At 66.4% G+C, this 17,723-nt stretch carries 11 protein-coding genes; all 11 read left to right on the forward strand.

Annotation, left to right across the window (positions count from 1 at the left end; all coding sequences use genetic code 11):
• Nucleotides 1-416 precede the first annotated feature (416 nt).
• The 11 genes from amrB (at nt 417) to msrB (ending at nt 17,716) form a co-directional block, all read left to right on the forward strand.
• Nucleotides 417-1,682, forward strand: coding sequence for an AmmeMemoRadiSam system protein B (gene amrB / locus G5C50_RS20145; protein ID WP_165072267.1), 1,266 nt, complete (start codon nt 417-419; stop codon nt 1,680-1,682).
• Nucleotides 1,683-1,805: 123 nt separating this feature from the next.
• Entirely contained in the window at nt 1,806-3,074 is a 1,269-nt protein-coding gene (gene cbiE / locus G5C50_RS20150; protein ID WP_165072269.1) for a precorrin-6y C5,15-methyltransferase (decarboxylating) subunit CbiE, read from the forward strand.
• 33 nt (nt 3,075-3,107) lie between these two features.
• Nucleotides 3,108-3,851 (forward strand): PIG-L family deacetylase, encoded by a 744-nt coding sequence (locus tag G5C50_RS20155; RefSeq protein ID WP_165072271.1) that lies wholly within the window; start codon nt 3,108-3,110, stop codon nt 3,849-3,851.
• Between the two features lie 87 nt (nt 3,852-3,938).
• Nucleotides 3,939-4,877, forward strand: coding sequence for a PP2C family protein-serine/threonine phosphatase (locus G5C50_RS20160; RefSeq protein WP_240907285.1), 939 nt, complete (start codon nt 3,939-3,941; stop codon nt 4,875-4,877).
• 79 nt (nt 4,878-4,956) lie between these two features.
• Nucleotides 4,957-6,294 (forward strand): serine/threonine-protein kinase, encoded by a 1,338-nt coding sequence (locus G5C50_RS20165; RefSeq protein ID WP_165072273.1) that lies wholly within the window; start codon nt 4,957-4,959, stop codon nt 6,292-6,294.
• Between the two features lie 69 nt (nt 6,295-6,363).
• Entirely contained in the window at nt 6,364-10,797 is a 4,434-nt protein-coding gene (locus G5C50_RS20170) for a DEAD/DEAH box helicase (protein ID WP_165072275.1), read from the forward strand.
• Between the two features lie 120 nt (nt 10,798-10,917).
• Entirely contained in the window at nt 10,918-12,444 is a 1,527-nt protein-coding gene (locus G5C50_RS32765; protein WP_240907286.1) for a protein phosphatase 2C domain-containing protein, read from the forward strand.
• A gap of 88 nt (nt 12,445-12,532) precedes the next feature.
• Nucleotides 12,533-14,071: a class II fumarate hydratase gene (locus tag G5C50_RS20180; RefSeq protein ID WP_165072277.1), complete on the forward strand. Its 1,539-nt coding sequence runs from the start codon at nt 12,533-12,535 to the stop codon at nt 14,069-14,071.
• A 96-nt stretch (nt 14,072-14,167) separates the two neighbouring features.
• Entirely contained in the window at nt 14,168-15,370 is a 1,203-nt protein-coding gene (locus tag G5C50_RS20185) for a hypothetical protein (RefSeq protein ID WP_165072279.1), read from the forward strand.
• Nucleotides 15,371-15,430: 60 nt separating this feature from the next.
• Nucleotides 15,431-16,891 carry a M4 family metallopeptidase gene (locus tag G5C50_RS20190; RefSeq protein ID WP_165072281.1) on the forward strand — a complete coding sequence of 487 codons (1,461 nt, stop codon included), beginning with the start codon at nt 15,431-15,433 and terminating at the stop codon, nt 16,889-16,891.
• A 96-nt stretch (nt 16,892-16,987) separates the two neighbouring features.
• On the forward strand, nt 16,988-17,716 hold the full coding sequence (gene msrB / locus G5C50_RS20195) for a peptide-methionine (R)-S-oxide reductase MsrB (RefSeq protein WP_165072283.1): 729 nt from the start codon (nt 16,988-16,990) through the stop codon (nt 17,714-17,716).
• Nucleotides 17,717-17,723 lie beyond the last annotated feature (7 nt).

The raw sequence follows: 17,723 nt of genomic DNA on the forward strand, positions 1-17,723 counted from the left end.
CCGCCCGCGGAAAGAGCGTGGATCGCCGATTCTTGCGGACTCGGGGCTGGAACGGTCACATCGCAACTCCTTGTAAAACAGAGAATTTGGTCGATATTACGGTTTGGCGCGAACCTTGCATGAGATCCGTTCGTCTGTCGAGGCTGCCGATCCCACGAACCGAGCCGGCCCCGTTTCTGGAGGCCGATCTCCGAACGAGGAAGGAGTGCGACATGCGACCTGGACCCATTCAAGAGATGGCCCCTCCGACCTGGCCCCTTCCGCTGATCGCCAGCGAGCCGCGAGGGCCGCGGCAGGCCGCGTGAGGCGGGCTAAGACAGGCCGACCGACTTGACGCAAACGGTCTTCGCGCCAAAGATCTCGTAGTCGTGCTAGGCGTACACCTCCCCCGCCCACGTCACGAGATTCGGTGATCCATGCCCGCTTCGGAACGTCCCCGGCTCCGTCCGCTCTCTGCGCGTCGCATCGAGAACCACGAACCTCCGTTGATGGTCCTGGACGACCCGCGACGCTTTTGTTCCTCCCCGATCATCCTGCCGCTCGACGTCTTTCACCACGTCGTTCGCCACTTCAACGGCCGAAACAGTCTTGCCGACGTGGAACGACTCGCCTTTGAGTCGAGCGGGCAGCGACTGGGCCTCCATTACGTGCGTCGACTGGTCAACGACCTTGACCGCGCCCTGGCTCTCGAAGGACCTACCCTCGACGCCGCCGTGCAAGCCTATCACGACGCCTCTGAACGTCCCGCCGCTCTTGCTGGCCGGTCTTATCCCTCCGACCGCCTGCGACTCGCCGCCGATCTCGACCGCTACTTCCGAGCGCGAGGCGGGGCGGGCCCGATGGCGCTGGCCGGGCCGGATCGCGGGCAGGACACGCGGGCCGACTCTCCCCGCCTTCGCGCGGTGGTCAGCCCGCACATCGACTTCCCCCGCGGCGGAGCGACTTACTCCTGGGCCTACAAACGCCTCGTCGCGGAGAGCGACGCCGAGATCTTCGTCGTCCTGGGCGTCGCGCACCAGTTCTGCCGCAGCCGGTTTGTCCTCACGCGGAAGGATTTCGCGACTCCGTTCGGGACCGTGAAGACCGACCAGCCGTTCCTCGATCAGATCGTCGCCCACGCCGGCGAGGGCCTGTTCAACGACGAACTTGTCCACAGGTCGGAGCACTCGATCGAGTTCCAGGCCGTGTTTCTGAAGCACGTCCTGGGGAATCGGCCCTTCACGATCGTGCCGATCCTGGTCGGCTCGTTCCACGACTTCGTCGAACGCCAAATCGACCCGATCGAGGATCCCGAGATCGCCCGGTTCATCTCCGCGCTCAAGGAGGCCGAGCGGGAAAGCGGCAAGAAGGTCGCTTATATCGGCGGCGTGGACATGTGCCACGTTGGGCCGGAGTTCGGCGATCCCGACCGCGTGGACGCCGGCTTTCGCGACCGAATCCGTCGTTTCGACCGGGAGATGATCGACCGCGCCGAGGCGTGCGACCCCGCCGGCTGGTTCCGGACGGCCGCCGAGGTGGGCGATCGATGGAGAGTCTGCGGCCTGGCCGCCACGTACACCATGCTTCACGCTCTGGGACCAGCGCAGGGCCGATTGCTGCGGTACGATCAGGCCGTCGACGACCACGAGCGAAGCTGCGTGAGCTTCGCCAGCATGGTTTTTCATGAGGCTCCGACGGCTTAAGCCGCGGCGGCGACGCCGTGGGGCGGTCCCTGGTTGACTCCGCGGCGGTGGGCTACAATGGACGGCCCCGCAGCGCCCGGCAGAGTCGCCGGCCGTGCATCGCCCAGGAGAAGCGAGAGCTCGATGAGCGCAGAGGCTCGGTCCAAGCTGGTGATCCTCGGGATCGGAGACGACGGAACCGCCGGGTTGACCGAAGCTTCGCGGAAGCTCCTGGCCGAGGCCGACGTGATTCTGGGAGCCCGCTCGACGCTGGATCAGGTCGGGCGCGTCGCCGGCAGGAAGCAAGTGCTGGAGGCCGAGATGCCCGCCGCGCTGGAGCAAGTGCGCGAGGCCCGCTCGGCCCTTCGGCCGGTCCTTGTCTGCGGCGGCGACCCTCTGTTCTACGGAGTCGCCCGCTACCTGTGCGATCGCCTGGGTAAGGACGGATTCGAGGTCGTCCCGCACGTCAGCAGCATGCAGTTGGCCTTCGCCCGGGTGAAGGAAAGCTGGGAAGACGCCTACCTCACCAGCCTGGCCGGCAGGCCGCTGGAGCCGGTGCTCGATCGGATCCGCACCGCTGAGAAGGTGGGCCTCTTCTCCAGCGATCAGCACCAGCCGAACAAGGTGGCGCGCGCGCTGCTGGACCACGGCGTGGATTACTTTCGGGCGTACGTCTGCGAGAACCTGGGCTCGCCCGACGAGCGCGTGACGCAGGCCGAACTCTCCGAACTGGCGGAGATGGAATTCTCGCCGCTGAACGTGTTGATTTTGATCCGCAAGCCGGGACGTCCCGACCGGCCCAATCTCGGCGGCGGTCGGCGGATCTTCGGCAATCCTGACGACGTGTTCGAGCAAAGCCGGCCGGCGTCGGGCCTTGTGACGCAGGCGGAGGTGCGGGCGATGGCCCTGGCCCAACTCGACATCCGGCCGACGAGCGTGGTGTGGGACATTGGCGCCGGCAGCGGTTCGCTGGCCATCGAAGCGGCGCAGCTCGCCAGTTTAGGCACCGTTTTTGCGATTGAGCCTGAAGCCGCCGACGTGGCGCTGATCGAATCGAATGCGCAGGCGTTCGGGACGGCCAACGTCCGAACCGTCGCCGGCCGCGCGCCGGAGGCGCTGGCTGATTTGCCCGATCCGGACGCTGTGTTCATTGGTGGCCTGGCGCGGCAATTCGAGCCGCTCATCGAGGCGGCGTTCGGCCGGCTCCGCAGCGGCGGGACGCTGGTGCTCAACGTGGCGACCGTGGAGTCGCTGTCGTCGTCCTATCAGGCGATGAAACGGTTGGGGGTTCCCGTCCGCGTCTGGAACGTCATGATCGCCCGGGGCGTCGAGCAGATGGACACTCTCCGATTCGATGCGATTCCCCCGTCGTTTCTGCTGGCCGCGACGAAGGCGGCCTCGGGCCGGAGCTGAAGCCGGGGAGCGACCCCGAGGAAGATTCAAGGCATGCCAGCGACCGACGTGGAACTGGACCTGATCGCCGTGGGGGCGCACCCCGACGACATCGAAATCGCCTGCGGCGGTACGCTCGCCAAGCTGGCCCGCAAGGGCTACGCCGTGGGGATCGTCGACCTGACCGACGGCGAGCCGACTCCGCAGTCGCCCGGTCCCGACGTCCGCCTGGAGGAGGCTCGCCGCGCCGCCGAGATCCTGGGCGTGCAGACGCGGATCAACCTGAATCTTCCCAATCGACGCCTGTTCGACTGCTTCGAGGCCCGGCTCGCCCTGGCGAAGGTCTTTCGTCGCCATCGTCCCAAGGTCGTGATCGGCTTCGGGGGCAAAACGGTAATGGCCTCGCCCGACCACTATCAGGCCATGCTGATCACGGACGCGGCCGTCTTCTATAGTCGGCTCACGAAGTGGGACGAGCACTTCGAGGGGCTGCCGCCGCACACGATCCAGAACCAGTTGAGTTTTCCGCTGGCGTTGCACGGGCTCGACTTGCCGGAATCTTCAGGGTTTATTATCGCCGACATGGGAAGCACGCTGGACGTTAAACTGGAATCAATTCGCTGCTACCAGACACAATTCCCTCCAAGCAAGGTAGGAATCTTCAAGGCCGTGGAAACCATGAATCGGTATCATGGACTAACGGCGGGGTTTGAGGCGGGCGAGATTTTCCTGACGTATCGGTCCGTCGGCGTCGACGATGTGATGAGGTGGGCGAGCCCGGCCCACGCGCGGACCTGAGAGGGGAAGCCGGCGACGGCCGCCTGAGGGCGGTGCCGTCAGCCGTTGGACGCGTAGCGTAATTTCGAATAGCAATAGGCGGTCGTCGTGGCCTTTTTATCGAATTTGAAGCGATGGTGGCGGCAGACGTTCGGGGGATGGTCGAGCGACCAGGACCTCGAAGCGACCGACGAGTTCGCCACTCTGTCGTCGCTCACCCTCGACCCGGGCCGCCTCCGTCTCAAGGTCGGGGTCGTCTCGGTCCGCGGCAACTATCGCGAACATAACGAAGACAACTATTTCGTCCCCGGCCGCCGCCCCGTCCGCCACGACGTTCTGAATGAGAGCGGCGAGCATCCGACGATGACGCTGGAACCCTCGAACTTATTTATCGTCGCCGATGGCATGGGGGGCCAGCAGGGGGGCGAACAGGCCAGCCTGATGGCCGTTGAGATGATCCCCCGCGAGATCGCCAAGCGGCTCCCCGCCGACCAGACCGAGCCCCGCCACGTCCAGGAGGCGATCCGAGAGGCCGTCGCCCAGGTGAACCAGGAGATCCTGGGCAGTTCCGGAGCTCTGACCGAATTCGCCAACATGGGGACGACTGTGGTCCTGGCGCAGTTCCGGCCGGACAAGGTCTACGTCGCCGGAATTGGAGACTCTCGCGCCTACCGCCTGCGAGACGGAGTCCTGGAACGGCTGACGAAGGATCACTCGTTGGCCGACGCCCTGGTCGAGGCCGGCACGATCACGCCCGAGGAACTTCAGAACCACAAGTTCAAGAACGTCCTCTACCTTTACCTGGGGAGCAAGGACGCGCGGAGCGGGCCGGAGGACTTCCGGGTGATGGACGTCCGCCTGGGCGACCGCTTTCTGATGGCGAGCGACGGACTCACCGGCGTCGTCTCGGATCTGGAACTCGGGAGGGTTCTCGGATCGGTCAACGACCCCCAGGAAGCGGCGGTGATGCTGAAAAACCTCGCTCTGGCGAACGACTCGAAGGACAATGTCACCTGCCTCGTGGTCCACGTGGTGGCGCAGGCGTGACCGGATCGATCGACCGCCGCGGGCGTGTCCCCGGGCTTCACGAGATCGATCCACGGCCTGAAGCGATGAGAGTCGGTTGATGATCGGGGTGGAAGAGTTTCTGGAGGGCGTCGACCGCTCGGGCCTGGTCTCGCGAGCGGACCTGGCGCCTTACCGCGCGCGCAACGTCCGCGACGACGCCGCCAACCTGGCGCGCCGGCTGGTCCAGCAGAAGCTGCTCACTCAATACCAGGCCCGCAAGCTGCTCGCCGGGGCGACGAGAGGCTTCTTTCTGGGAGGCTATCGGATCCTCCGCCCGCTTGGCGAAGGGGGCATGGGAAAGGTGTATCTCGCCGCCCATGAGGCCGACGGGACTCAGGTCGCCATCAAGGTTCTCCCACCGCGGCGGGCGTTGGAGGAGGTCAACAGCCTCGCCCGCTTCAAACGCGAGATGGAGCTCTCCTCGCGCTGCAACCACCCCAACGTGGCGAGGACGCTCACCTTCGGCAACGACGGCGACGTCCACTTCATGGTCCTGGAATACATCCCAGGCATGAGTCTGTTCGACATGGTCAAGAGCGAGCAATACGGCCCGCTCCGGGTCGCCTCCGCGTCACGGCTCTTCCTGCGGATCCTCAACGGGCTGGAAGCCGCCCACGCCGCGGGATTGATCCACCGCGACATCAAGCCGTCGAACGTCATGATCACGCCCGACGGCGACGCCAAGATCCTGGACCTCGGACTGGCCAAGGCGCTCGGCGAGGAAGGGGGGCTGACCCGCGCCAACTCGATCCTCGGGACGCTCGACTACGCCAGTCCAGAGCAGCTCCGCGACGCCGCTGGCGCCGACGCCCGCAGTGATATCTACAGCCTGGGGTGCACCCTCTACTTCGCCCTGGCCGGGGAGCCTCCGTTCAGCGGCGGCGATCCCATCAACAAGATCTTCAAGCAGCGCATGGTGGATCCGGACCCGATCGAGAAGGTCGTCAAGGGAGTCCCCGCGGCGTTCGGGGCCGTCGTTCGCAAGCTGATGGCGAAGGAGCCGGAGGATCGCCACCAGACCTGCGCCGAGGTTCGCTCCGACCTGGAGCGATGGACCGACCCGCTGTTCGTCCGCTCGCTGCTGGGCTCGGTTCCTGAGACGGCCCACGTTTTCCATCCGCCGCCGCCCGTGCTGGAGGAGGAAGACCTCCGGCTCCTCTCGGCCGACGCCAACCCCAGCGTGATCTCGCTCCGCGACCTCGGTGAAGCCGAGCCCACCCCAGCTCCTCGCCGACCCATACCCCCTACGCCGCTCCCCGCCAAATACCGCCAGCCGCCCCCCGAGGAAAGCTCGGGTTTCCTGGAGGACAATCGCTGGCTGGTGCACTTTTCGCTGGTTGTCCTGGGGATCGGCGTTGTGGCCGTTCTGGCCATCGCCCTCTTCCTCCATTCCTGATCGTGGTGGACTTCTGTATCATGGAGGGGTGGGGAGCCGATTTCGGGAGCCGTTGATCCGCGAGGCGCCATGTCGTCGGGACGCAAGAAACGCGGGGGACGGCCGGGGGACGACGGCGACGTCCTCGATCTGTTCCTTCCTCCGGTCGCCTCCTGGTTTCGATCGACCCTGGGAGAACCCACAGCACCCCAGCGGCAGGGGTGGCGGTCGATCTCGGCGGGCAAGAACACGCTGATCGCCGCGCCGACGGGCTCGGGCAAGAGCCTGGCGGCGTTTCTGGCGGCCCTCGACCTTCTCTGGCGACAGCCGGCGCGCGGTCGAGGCGTGCGGATTCTCTACATCTCGCCGCTCAAGGCTCTCAACGCAGACGTCCACCGCAACTTGCAGGTCCCGCTCGCGGGCATCCTGGAAGAGGCCGAGGCTTCCGGCACGCCGCTTCGAGCGCTCTCCGCAGCCGTTCGGAGCGGCGATACCCCGGCGAGCGAACGGGCGCGGATCCTCCGCAAGCCGCCCGAGATCCTCATCATCACCCCCGAATCGCTCCACCTGATGCTGACCTCGCAGGCCCGTGAAACCCTGCGCGAGGTTTCCCACGTCGTCGTCGACGAGATCCACGCCGTCTGCGGCGACAAGCGAGGCGTCTTCCTGGCCCTCCTGCTTGAACGTCTGGAAGCCCTGGGCGCGGGGCGTGCGTTCGTCCGCATTGGCCTCTCGGCGACGCAGAAACCCCTGGAGGAGGTTGCCCGCTACCTGGGAGGACTTCGGCCGACGGGCTCGGGATGCATGGAGTTCCGCCCCGTCGAGATCGTCGACGCCTCCGCCCCGAAATCGATGGACCTGCGCGTGATCTGGCCCGGGGGCGACGGCGGACTTGGCCCTCCTGGATCGATCTGGCCGGCGATCGAGGACCAGGTCCTCGGGATGGTCGAGGAACATCGCTCGACTCTGGTTTTCGCCAACAACCGGCGGACCGTGGAGAAGCTCACCGCCCGGCTGAACGAACTGGCCGCCCGCGACGTCGAACGCGACACCTCCAACGACTCCGAAACCGACCCCGAGCCGGGCCCTTTCCGCGCCCATCATGGAAGCCTCAGCCTGGAAGAGCGCCGGACGACGGAGGAGATGCTCAAGAACGCATCGCTGCGAGCGGTCGTTTCGACGGCCTCGCTGGAGTTGGGCATCGACATGGGCGAGGTTGACCTCGTCTGTCAGGTGGAGTCACCGGGGAACGTCGCGCGAGGGCTGCAGCGGGTTGGGCGCTCGGGACACCTCGTCGGAGGGACGAGCCGGGGCCGGCTGATTGCGAAGACCCCCAGCGATCTGCTCGAATCCGCCGCGCTGGCGAAGGCGATGCTGGCCGGGGATATCGAACCTCTGCGCGTACCGCGCAACTGCCTGGACGTGCTCGCCCAGCAGGTCGTCGCCTGCGCGGCCGTCGACCGCTGGGAGGCACCGGCGCTGTACGACCTCGTCCGCCGCGCCTACCCGTTCAGCGACCTTCCGGCTGAGGCGTTTGAACGTGTCCTGATGCTGGTCTCCGGGCGATACTCCACCGGCTCCATCCGAGACCTCCGCGCCCGGATCGTCTGGGATCGCATCCACAACCGCCTCGCTCCATTGCCGGGGACTTCTCGGTTGGCCCTGACTGGCGGGGGGACCATTCCCGACGTCGGCCACTACCCGGTCTACCTGGGCGAAGGCGGACCGAAGCTCGGCGAACTTGACGAGGAGTTCGTCTTCGAACGGCGCGTGGGCGAGAGCTTCATGCTGGGCAACAGCGCCTGGCGGATCGACGTCATCGACGTTCACAAGGTGCTCGTCAGCCCGGCGGGCGGCAGCCAGGTCGTCATGCCCTTCTGGCGGGGTGAGACCAGCCCACGATCGATGGAGTTGGGTCGTGCCGTCGGCGGCCTGACGCGTGTGATTGCCGAGCATCTCGACGATCCCAGCCTACCTCGCCGATTGGAGGAGGAGTGCCGCGTTGAGCCGCCGGCTGCGCGCTTCCTGATCCGACATGTAGGCCGTCAACGAAGGCTCGCCGGAATGGTGCCCGACGATCGCACCGTGCTGGTCGAGACGTTCCGCGACCCGGCCGGCGAAACCGCATTGGCCGTGCTTTCACCTTATGGACGGATGCATCTGGGTCTGAAGTTGGCGCTGCTGGCGCGGATTCAGGATCGCCTGGGGATGACGGCCTCGTGTCTGCACGGCGACGACGGCCTCCTCTTTCGGCTGCCCGGGACCGACGATCCACCGCTCGATATCCTGGAAGGTCTCGACGGAGCTGAGGCGGAACGGTTGATCCGCCGAGTCCTCCCGGATACGGCCCTGTTCGGCCTGCGGTTCCGCCAGAACGCCGGCCGGGCGCTTCTCATGCCCAGGCCGGACCCGACCAAACGGACCCCGCTCTGGCTCCAACGGCTCCGAGCCAAGGACCTGCTCGGGGTTGTCGGCGCATTCCCCGACCATCCGATCGTCGTCGAAACCTTTCGCGAGTGCCTCGACGACGACCTGCTCATGCCCCGACTCCGGGAGTTCCTCGACGCGATCGCCGCCGGAACGATCCGTGTTGAGAAACGCGCGGCGGAGGTCGCCTCGCCGTTCGCCTCGGACCTCGTCTTCCAGTTCACGGCGGCCTATCTCTACGAGTGGGACGAACCTCGGCGTAAGCCCGATTCGACGGCCTCGGCCGCCGTGGATGAGGGGCTGCTCGACGGTCTGTTGCACGGGCTCGAGGCCGGTCGGGGGATCGACGAGCAGGCCGTCGGCCGGCTTGAAGCCCGACTCCGAGGGCGGGGCCGCCCTCCTCGTACGGCCGATGAGATGGCGGAGACGCTCCGCACTCTGGGCGACCTCGCCCCGACTGATCTCTCGGGCCCGATGGAGGCCTTCGCGATCGAGTTGGAGGGGCAGGGGAGGGCCGAGCGCATCGATCTCCCCGGAGTGCGAGAGACCGCCCGCTGGATCCTGGCTGAGGAGGTTTCGCTCTACAAATCGGCGTTCGGCGATCATCCCAGTGTGGAGGACATCGCGACGATCGTGCGGCGGTTTCTCCGCACCCATGCCCTCGTCGGGCTGGCCGACGTCCTGGGGCGTTATCCGATCGCCGCCGAGACGGCTCGCGGGTTGCTGGAGGAGTGGGTCGAATCGAGCGGCGTCGTTCGGGTGGAGCAGGGGGAGGACGGCCCGCTCTGGGCGGATCCTGAGAATCTCGCGGAAGTCCAAAGGCTGACGATCGCCCAGCGCCGGCGCGAGAGCGTGGCCGTCGCGCCTGAGGTCTTCGCCGACTTCGTCGCCCGCCGCCAGCACGTCCATCCCGCTGAGCGTCTTTCGGGCGTGGAAGGGGTCGAGGTCGTTCTCGACCAACTTCAGGGGTTCGCCGGGACGGCCCAGGCGTGGGAGGAGGAACTGCTCCCGCGGCGCGTCGTCGGTTTCACGCCTGCCATGCTCGATGAGATCCTGGCACGCGGCGGCTGGTCGTGGCGAGCCTGGACAGAAGGCGCTGGCGAGCCAACCGTAACGCTGGTCACCCGCGACTTCGGCGGTGGTTGGCCGTCGGAAGAGTCGGTTCCCCTGACAGACGCCGAGCGAGCCGCACTTGACGCCCTGGGTCTTCGTGGCGCCTCGTTCGCGGCGGATCTGGCGCGTGGGGCGAACCTGGATCAACACGCCACGAATCAGGCTCTGCGATCGCTAATGCGGCGGGGCCTCGTGCGCAACGACCGCTTCGACCCGCTGCGTCCGGGAGCTTTCGACGTGGTCGCATCGGCCGCGCGCGGCGGGCTGCGACGGGGGCGGTCTCGACGCCTTGACCTGAGCCGTCCCGAGGGCCGTTGGGAGGTCGTGCCCGAGGCTGACCCCGATCCCGAGCGTCGGGCCCTGACCTGGATCGACGCCCTGTTCGCCCGATTCGGCGTCCTGGCTCGTGAGACGGTCGCGTCCGAACCGTGGGCTGCTCCCTGGTCTGAGCTTTACCCGCACCTCGCCCGGCTGGAGCTTCGGGGGGAGATCCGAAGGGGATACTTCGTCGAGGGGCTTTCGGGGGTCCAGTACGCGACCGAGGAGGCCGCGGAGACTCTCGGAACGCTCGCGGCCTCGACAGGCCAGGAGGAGGCCGAGGTCATGCTGGCGGCCAGCGACTCCGCCAACCTCTACGGATCCGGAGCGCCGCTCGACGTCCCGCTGCTCGAAGGGGGATCAGCCCGGCTGCTGAGGTCGCCCGGGAATTTTCTGGTGCTGCGCGGGGGCCGGCCGGTCCTGATCATTGAGGCGTACGGACGACGGCTCACCGGCCTGGCGTCGGCCTCGCGAGAGGAGCTGGATTCGGCCTTAGCCCGGGTGCTGGATCTGGTGTCGCCCGAGCGACGAGTCTTCAAGGTTGAGACCTACAACGGCGAACCGACTCTCGCCAGTCCCGCCGCCGGGCGGTTGGCGCAGCTCGGCTTCGTCCGCGATTATCCGGCGATGACATACTACGCCGCCTGGTCGGCCGGCGGGATTTGAAGATTTCGTGGATCGCGGTCGTCCTTTGCGCGGGCTGTTTGCCATCCTGTCGACCGAGCGTTACGCTTCTGCGAGAGAGCAGCGCCGTTCCGTGGGCCTTCTGGGAGTCGAATCGACCCGATGTCCGTCCTTGCGCCGCCGGAACTTCAGGACCGGATGTACGATTGCATCGTCGTCAGCGACCTCCACCTCGGCAGCGAGGTCTGCCAGGCTCGGCTGCTGGAGGAGTTTCTGATCTGGGCGTTCGAGCATTGCCGGACGCTCGTGATCAACGGCGACATCTTCGACGACCTGAACTTCAAGCGGCTCTCCAAGCGTCACTTCGCCTGCCTGAAGGTAATTCGCCGCAACAGCGACCGCCGCGACGTGCGCGTCGTCTGGGTGCGCGGTAATCACGACGGTCCGGCGGAGATCGTCAGCCACATCGTCGGCGTCGAGATCCTCGACGAATACGTCTACTCGAACGGCAAGATTCAGCTTCTCATCCTCCACGGCGACCAGTTCGACAGGATTGTCAGCGATTATCCCTGGCTCACCGACCTTGCTTCAGGGGCGTTTTATTACATTCAGAAGTGGATGCCCCATCGCGCCGCGCGATGGATTCGTCGGATCAGCAAGAAGTTCCAGCGCAACAGCCATTTGATCGAACTTGGCGCGGCCGATTACGCCCGAAGCCGGGGCTTCCGCTTCGTCACCTGCGGCCACACCCACCTGCCGCTGACGGCCGATCATGACGGCGTCCGCTACATCAACAGCGGCACATGGACCGATGCGCCGCCCTGTCCCTTCGTCGTCGTGGAAGGCGCCGACGCCCGTCTGGAGTTCTGGCCGCTGCCGGCGGTTGTCCTTGATTCCGATCCGGTCCGGCCGCATCTCAGAGCGGGAGGCGTCTCGGACCGTGGGAATGTTCGCGAGCATAATGAGGACAACTACTTCATCCCCGGTCGCGACGATGCTCGGGACAAGACCGGCGATTCCCACGAACTATCGAGCCTCTTCCTCGTGGCCGATGGGTGTGACGGCTGGGATGAGCCCGGGGGCGAGCAGGCCAGTTTGATGGCCGTCGAGAGGATCCCTCGCGAAATCGCCCGGCGTCTGCCGGCCGATGAGACCGATTCTCGCCTCGTCCAGGAAGCGATCCGCGAGGCCGTCGCCCAGGTCAATCAGGAGATCCTCGGCGGCTCCGAGGCCATCGGCTTGGGGACGACGATCGTCCTGGCCCTGTTTCGCCCGGATCAGGTGTACGTCACTGGTCTGGGCGACTCACGAGCCTACCGCCTCCGCGATGGGGAGCTGGAGCGTTTGACGACGGACCACACGCTGGGGTGGGCTTTGGCCAAGGCCGGCACGATCACGCCGGAGGAGCTGCCGAACCACAAGTTCAAGAACGTCCTGTACCTCCACCTGGGGAGCAAAGAGGCCCAGAACGGGCCCGAGGACATCCGTGTGATGGACGTCCAGCCGGGAGATCGCTTCCTCCTGGCGACCGACGGGCTTACCAACGTCGTCTCCGATCCGGAGATCGGTCGGATTCTGGGGACGGTCGACGACCCCCAGGCGGCGGCCGTCATGCTGAAGGATCTCGCCCTGACGAACGACTCGAAAGACAACGTCACCTGCCTGGTCGTTCACGTCCCAGCGCGATAGGGGCTCGGCACAGCGTTTCCATGTTCGCTCTTCGCGCCAGTCGAGCGGTTGACCGCCCGGATTCCCGACCATTACCAGGAGCCCTCCCATGGCCACGACGCGACCTGAGCGCGATTCGATGGGCGAGATGGAAGTGCCGGCCGACGCCTATTACGGAGCGCAGAGCGAGCGAGCCCGGCGCAACTTCGAGATCGGTTCGCTCAAATTCCCCCGCCCCTTTCTACGGGCGTTGGGGCTCATCAAGAAGAGTGCGGCGAAGGTTAACGTCGAGTTGGGTCTGCTGGACTCCCAACTCGGAACGCTGATCGAGCAGGCCGCGCAGGAGGTCGCCGACGGCCGTCGCGACGACCAGTTCCCGCTAGTAATCTTCCAGACGGGGAGCGGCACGTCCACGAACATGAACGCCAACGAGGTCATCGCCGGGCTGGCCAACGAGAAGGCGACCGGCCGTCGCGGGGGACGTTCGCCGGTCCACCCCAACGACGCCGTGAATTTGGGGCAGTCGTCGAATGACGTCATCCCGACGGCCATCCACGTCTCGGCGCGCGAGGAGATCGAGCGACGTTTGCTGCCCGCCCTGACCCGCCTGCGCAATGCACTGGCCGAACGCGCCGAGGCTTTCGACGGGATCGTCAAGATCGGTCGCACCCACCTGCAAGACGCGGTGCCGATCCGGCTGGGCCAGGAGTTCGCCGGCTACGCTTCCCAGATCGATCACGGGCTGCGGAGGCTGGCGACGGCGTCCGAGGCCCTGGCGGAGCTTCCCATCGGCGGCACGGCGTTGGGGACAGGCGTGAACACCCACGCAGAATTCCCGGCGCGAATGGCCGAGGCGATCGGCCGTGAGACCGGTCTCACGTTTCGCCCCGCCTCGAGCTTCTTCGAGGCGATGGCGGGGCGTGACGCCGTCGTCGAGGCCTCGGCGATGCTCCGCACGACGGCGGTGAGCCTGTCGAACATCGCCAACAACCTCCGGCTCCTGGGAAGCGGCCCGCGCTGCGGGATCGGCGAGATCAAGATCCCGGAGTTGCAGCCGGGAAGCTCGATTATGCCGGGAAAAGTCAACCCGGTGATTCCCGAAGCCGTCATGATGGTCGCCGCGCAGGTTGTCGGCAACGACGCAACGATCGCCTGGGCCAACGCGCTGGGGTCGAATTTCGACCTCAACGTCATGATGCCCGTCATGGCGTACAATCTGTTGGAGTCGATCGAGTTGATGACGGCCGCGGCCGAGCATCTCGTCGCCAAGTGCATCGACGCTCGCGAGTTCCTCTCGGGTCAGAAGGCCCACGGGACGACGCGCATGGAGGCCGACGAGGCTCGCTGCCGGGAGCACGTCGAGCGCAGTCTGGCGATGTGCACGGCGCTCGCGCCTCGAATCGGCTATGACAACGCCGCGGCCCTGGCGAAGACCGCCTACCGCGACGGGGCGACGATCCGGGAACTGGCTCACTCGATGGCGGGGCTCGATCCAGACGCCGTCGCCGGCAAACTCGGCGATCCGGCATCGGCCGAGGTACTCCGGAAACACGGGGGCTTTCCGTCGGCGGCCGAGATCGATCGGCTGCTCGACCCGATGAGTCAGACGGAACGCGGCATGGGGGGCGTTGGCGGCGGCGGGGGCTGATCATGTGGATTCGGGGAAACTCCTCTGGGCGGGCGGGGGGCTGATCGTGGAAAATTGGCGGCGGTGCGAATCACGCTGGCAAGAGGGCGACGTCTCATGAGCGATCTCCCCGATTTCGACCTCGACTGCGAGTGGCTCGACCCGTCGTCTACCGCCGAACCGCAGCCGCCCGCGGCAGCCGCCGCGCCGGTGGTCGACGAGCCCCCGACGGCCAAGCCGGCCGATCCCGTCGTGGTCATCCAATATCGAAACCGCGGCGTCTCGCCGATCCTGCTGTTTCCGATGACGCTGATCGCTTCCCTTGCGCTCTTCGCGGGCTACCACCATTTCTTCGTCCGGCCGATCTACACGCAGGACGGGGGCTTCGCCTTCGCCCGCGCCGCCGAGCCCGCCTCGCTCGCCGCTCCGGAACGCGATCCCGCGGTTGCGCAGGTTTCGACGACCTTGCCGATTCAGGTCGCGCCGGCGACCGTGCCGCTGTCGCTGGAAAGCCAGCCGCTCGGACCGATTGCGCCAGTGCTGCCGCCTCCCCTGACGCTCGAGGTTCAACCCGCCGGGCCCGTTGAAGCGCTCTCGCTGACGCCGTCCGTCGTCCAGTCGACTGAGACGCAGAAGCCTGAGCCCGCCGAAACACCCAAGGTCGATGCCGAGGATTCCAAGCCTCGGATCTCGATCGCCTCCACGGCCGTCGATCCCGTGAAGGAAGAGCCTCCGGCGCCAGAGGCCGACGCCATCCCCGCCGCGGATACCCCGACTCGCGAGCAGATGATGGAGCGGATTCGACAGGAAGCCGAGCTAAAGGAGTTGCAGCAGAGGGGCATGGAACAACGCCAGGCTGACGCCGCCGCCCAGTTCCATGCCGAGGACACTCAGCGGATTCAGGAGGAGCGGGTGTCTTTCCACAAGTCGCTGCAAGAGATCGTATCGGTCGGCGGTCGGGACGTCGGCAAGGCGATCGACGACCTCTGCGACAAGTACGGCCGCGGCTACAGCCAGGAGAAGAGGAACGAGGTCAAGGCCGTCATGGAGCGGGCCCACGGCAAGCGGTCCCGCCGGGAAGAGGTCGGGCTGCTCCGTTACATGGGCGTGCCCGAACCGGGTGTTCTCGATTACCTCTCGAACGAGGTCCATCGCACCTCTCTCCACAAGCGCAACGGCCCGCAGAATCCGGACGAGGTCCGTCTCTTCGCCGCGCGGCAGTTACTCCAGATCGGCCCGGATGCCCCCCCGCCGCGCGTGACCGGCGACACCCCTCAGCCTCAGGTGAACCGCTCCGTGCCGATGCGTCGCGGACGCTAATCTCGTAGATCGTCGAAATTGATCCAGGACGAAGCCTTCACCGGACCAGGGAAGACTCCCATGCATCGTTTCGCCTTCGCGGCGTCGTTGATCTCCGCCATCGCCTTCGGTTGTGTCGTCTCAGCAGAGGACAACCCGGACGTCAAGGCGGGAACCGGGCTCCTGAAAGAAGGCGACGACCTTGCCGACAAGGGACAGCCCAACGAGGCCCAGATCCGTTACAAGGAGGCCTTCGAGAAGATCCTCCCAAAACTTCGCGGAATCCCCTTCCGCCACGAGGTCAAGCGCGACGTCACCAAGCGCGAGAAGATGCAGGAGATGCTCCTCAAGGAGTTCGAGGCGGACATGACCCCCGCCGAGTTCGAGGCCCAGGAGAAAACCTACAAGGCCTTCGGCATGATCCCGGCGGACATGGATCTGAAGAAACTCCTCGTCGACGTCTACTCTGAGGAGATCGCCGCTTACTACGATCCCAAGACCAAGACGATGTACATGATTGAGGAGCCTGAGGAGCAGCGGAACAAGCCCCCCACGTTCCTGGAGAAGTTCCTCGGCAAGACGGGAGGGTTCGACAAGGACGAGAACAAGACGGTCATCGCCCACGAGATGACCCACGCCCTCTCCGACCAGCACTTCGATCTGGACGCCCTGCACGAGGCCTCGAAGAAGAACGACGACCATTCGATGGCGGTCTCCGCACTCATCGAAGGCGAGGCGACGCTCGCCATGATGGCCGCCGGCCAGGATGACTGGGACGGGAGCCAGATCGTCAAGACTCCCGCCGAGGCGCTGGGCCGCACCATGGAGTTCATGGCGCCGTTTCTGACCTCCCTGGGTGGCGGCAAGTCGCTGAAGAACGCTCCGCCGATCATCTCGGATTCGATGCTCTTCCCCTATCTCCGCGGCCTGGTCTACTGCGCCCGCCTCGCCAACGACGACGGCTGGAAGGGGATCGACGCCGCCTACCTCGATCCGCCGCTCTCGACCGAGCAGATCCTCCATCCCTCGAAGTATCGGGCCAAGCCGGATTACCCCACTCTCGTCGACCTGGGGGCGATTTCCCCGGGTGATGGCTGGAAGGAGATCGCCCGCAACGTGATGGGTGAAATGCAGACGGCCGTCATGCTCAAGCGCCACGGGGGCGGGCCCGCCGCCGCCGGCTGGGACGGCGACCGTTACGCCGTCTTCGAAGGCCCCGACGCAAAGCTGGGCCTCGTCTGGATGACGACCTGGGACAGCGAGGATGACGCCCAGCAATTCGCCGAGGCCTACGCCCGATACCAGACCTCGCGCATGGGGGACAAGAAGTTCCAGCCGGTGGAAGTCCCGCGCTCGCTCTGGAGGGCGGTCGACGACGTGACGTGGATCGTGGACCGTCGGGGCTCTGACGTGGTCGTCGTGGAAGGTTTCCCGCCGTCGACCTCGTCTCCCCTGGTGGAATCCGCCTTCAAATCGGCGAAAACGGAGATGAAACCGACGCCCAGGGAACCGAAGCCGGCCGTTCCGGAACCTGCCCACTAGACCGACCGGTAGAATGAAGTCAAAGTCAGAATCTCACGGCGTCGCCGCGCGGCGACGCCTGCGCCTGTCCCGACTTCAACCCAGGACGGCCGTTCCATGCTCATCCTTCCCCCACGTTCCGGCCTGATCCGCCTCGTCGTCAGCGCCGGTTTCCTCGCCGCCTTCACGAGCTTCGCCTCCGCTCAGTCGACGTCGAACCGCCAGGAGGCCCAGCCCTCCACCAAGGACGCGACCCCCGCCACCCCAGCCGACGAGGCCTCCAAGGATTCGACCGCCCAGAAGAACGCGCCCGCCAAGGAACCCGAGCACGTCTACAAGACGGACGAGGAGTGGCGACGGCTTCTCACCCACGACCAGTATCTGGTGACTCGGATGAAGGCCACGGAGCCCGCCTTCTCGGGGCGCTACGCGACCGGCCACTACAAGGGGACGTTCCTCTGCGTCTGCTGCGGGGCGAAGCTGTTCGACTCGCAGACCAAGTTCGATTCCGGCACCGGATGGCCCAGCTTCTGGCGGCCCGCCACCGCGAAGGCCCTTGAACAGGCCTACGATCGCAGCGAGGCGGAACTCCGGGTCGAGGTCACCTGCGCCCGCTGCGGTGCGCACCTTGGGCACGTCTTCAACGACGGCCCAGCGCCAACGGGTCTGCGCTACTGCATCAACTCGCTGGCCATCAAGCTGGATTCCGAGCCGGTCCGGCCGACGTCCGCCTCGCGGCGGGCGCCGAACCGGAAGCGATCGACGCAGACCCGCGACGCCCGCGCTGAGTCTCCTGAGGCCACCGCGCCTCCCGAGGACGACGCGAAACCGAAGAACCCGGCCTGACCGGCGC

The sequence above is a fragment of the Paludisphaera rhizosphaerae genome, from assembly GCF_011065895.1.
In the GTDB taxonomy this organism is placed as follows: Bacteria; Planctomycetota; Planctomycetia; order Isosphaerales; family Isosphaeraceae; genus Paludisphaera; species Paludisphaera rhizosphaerae.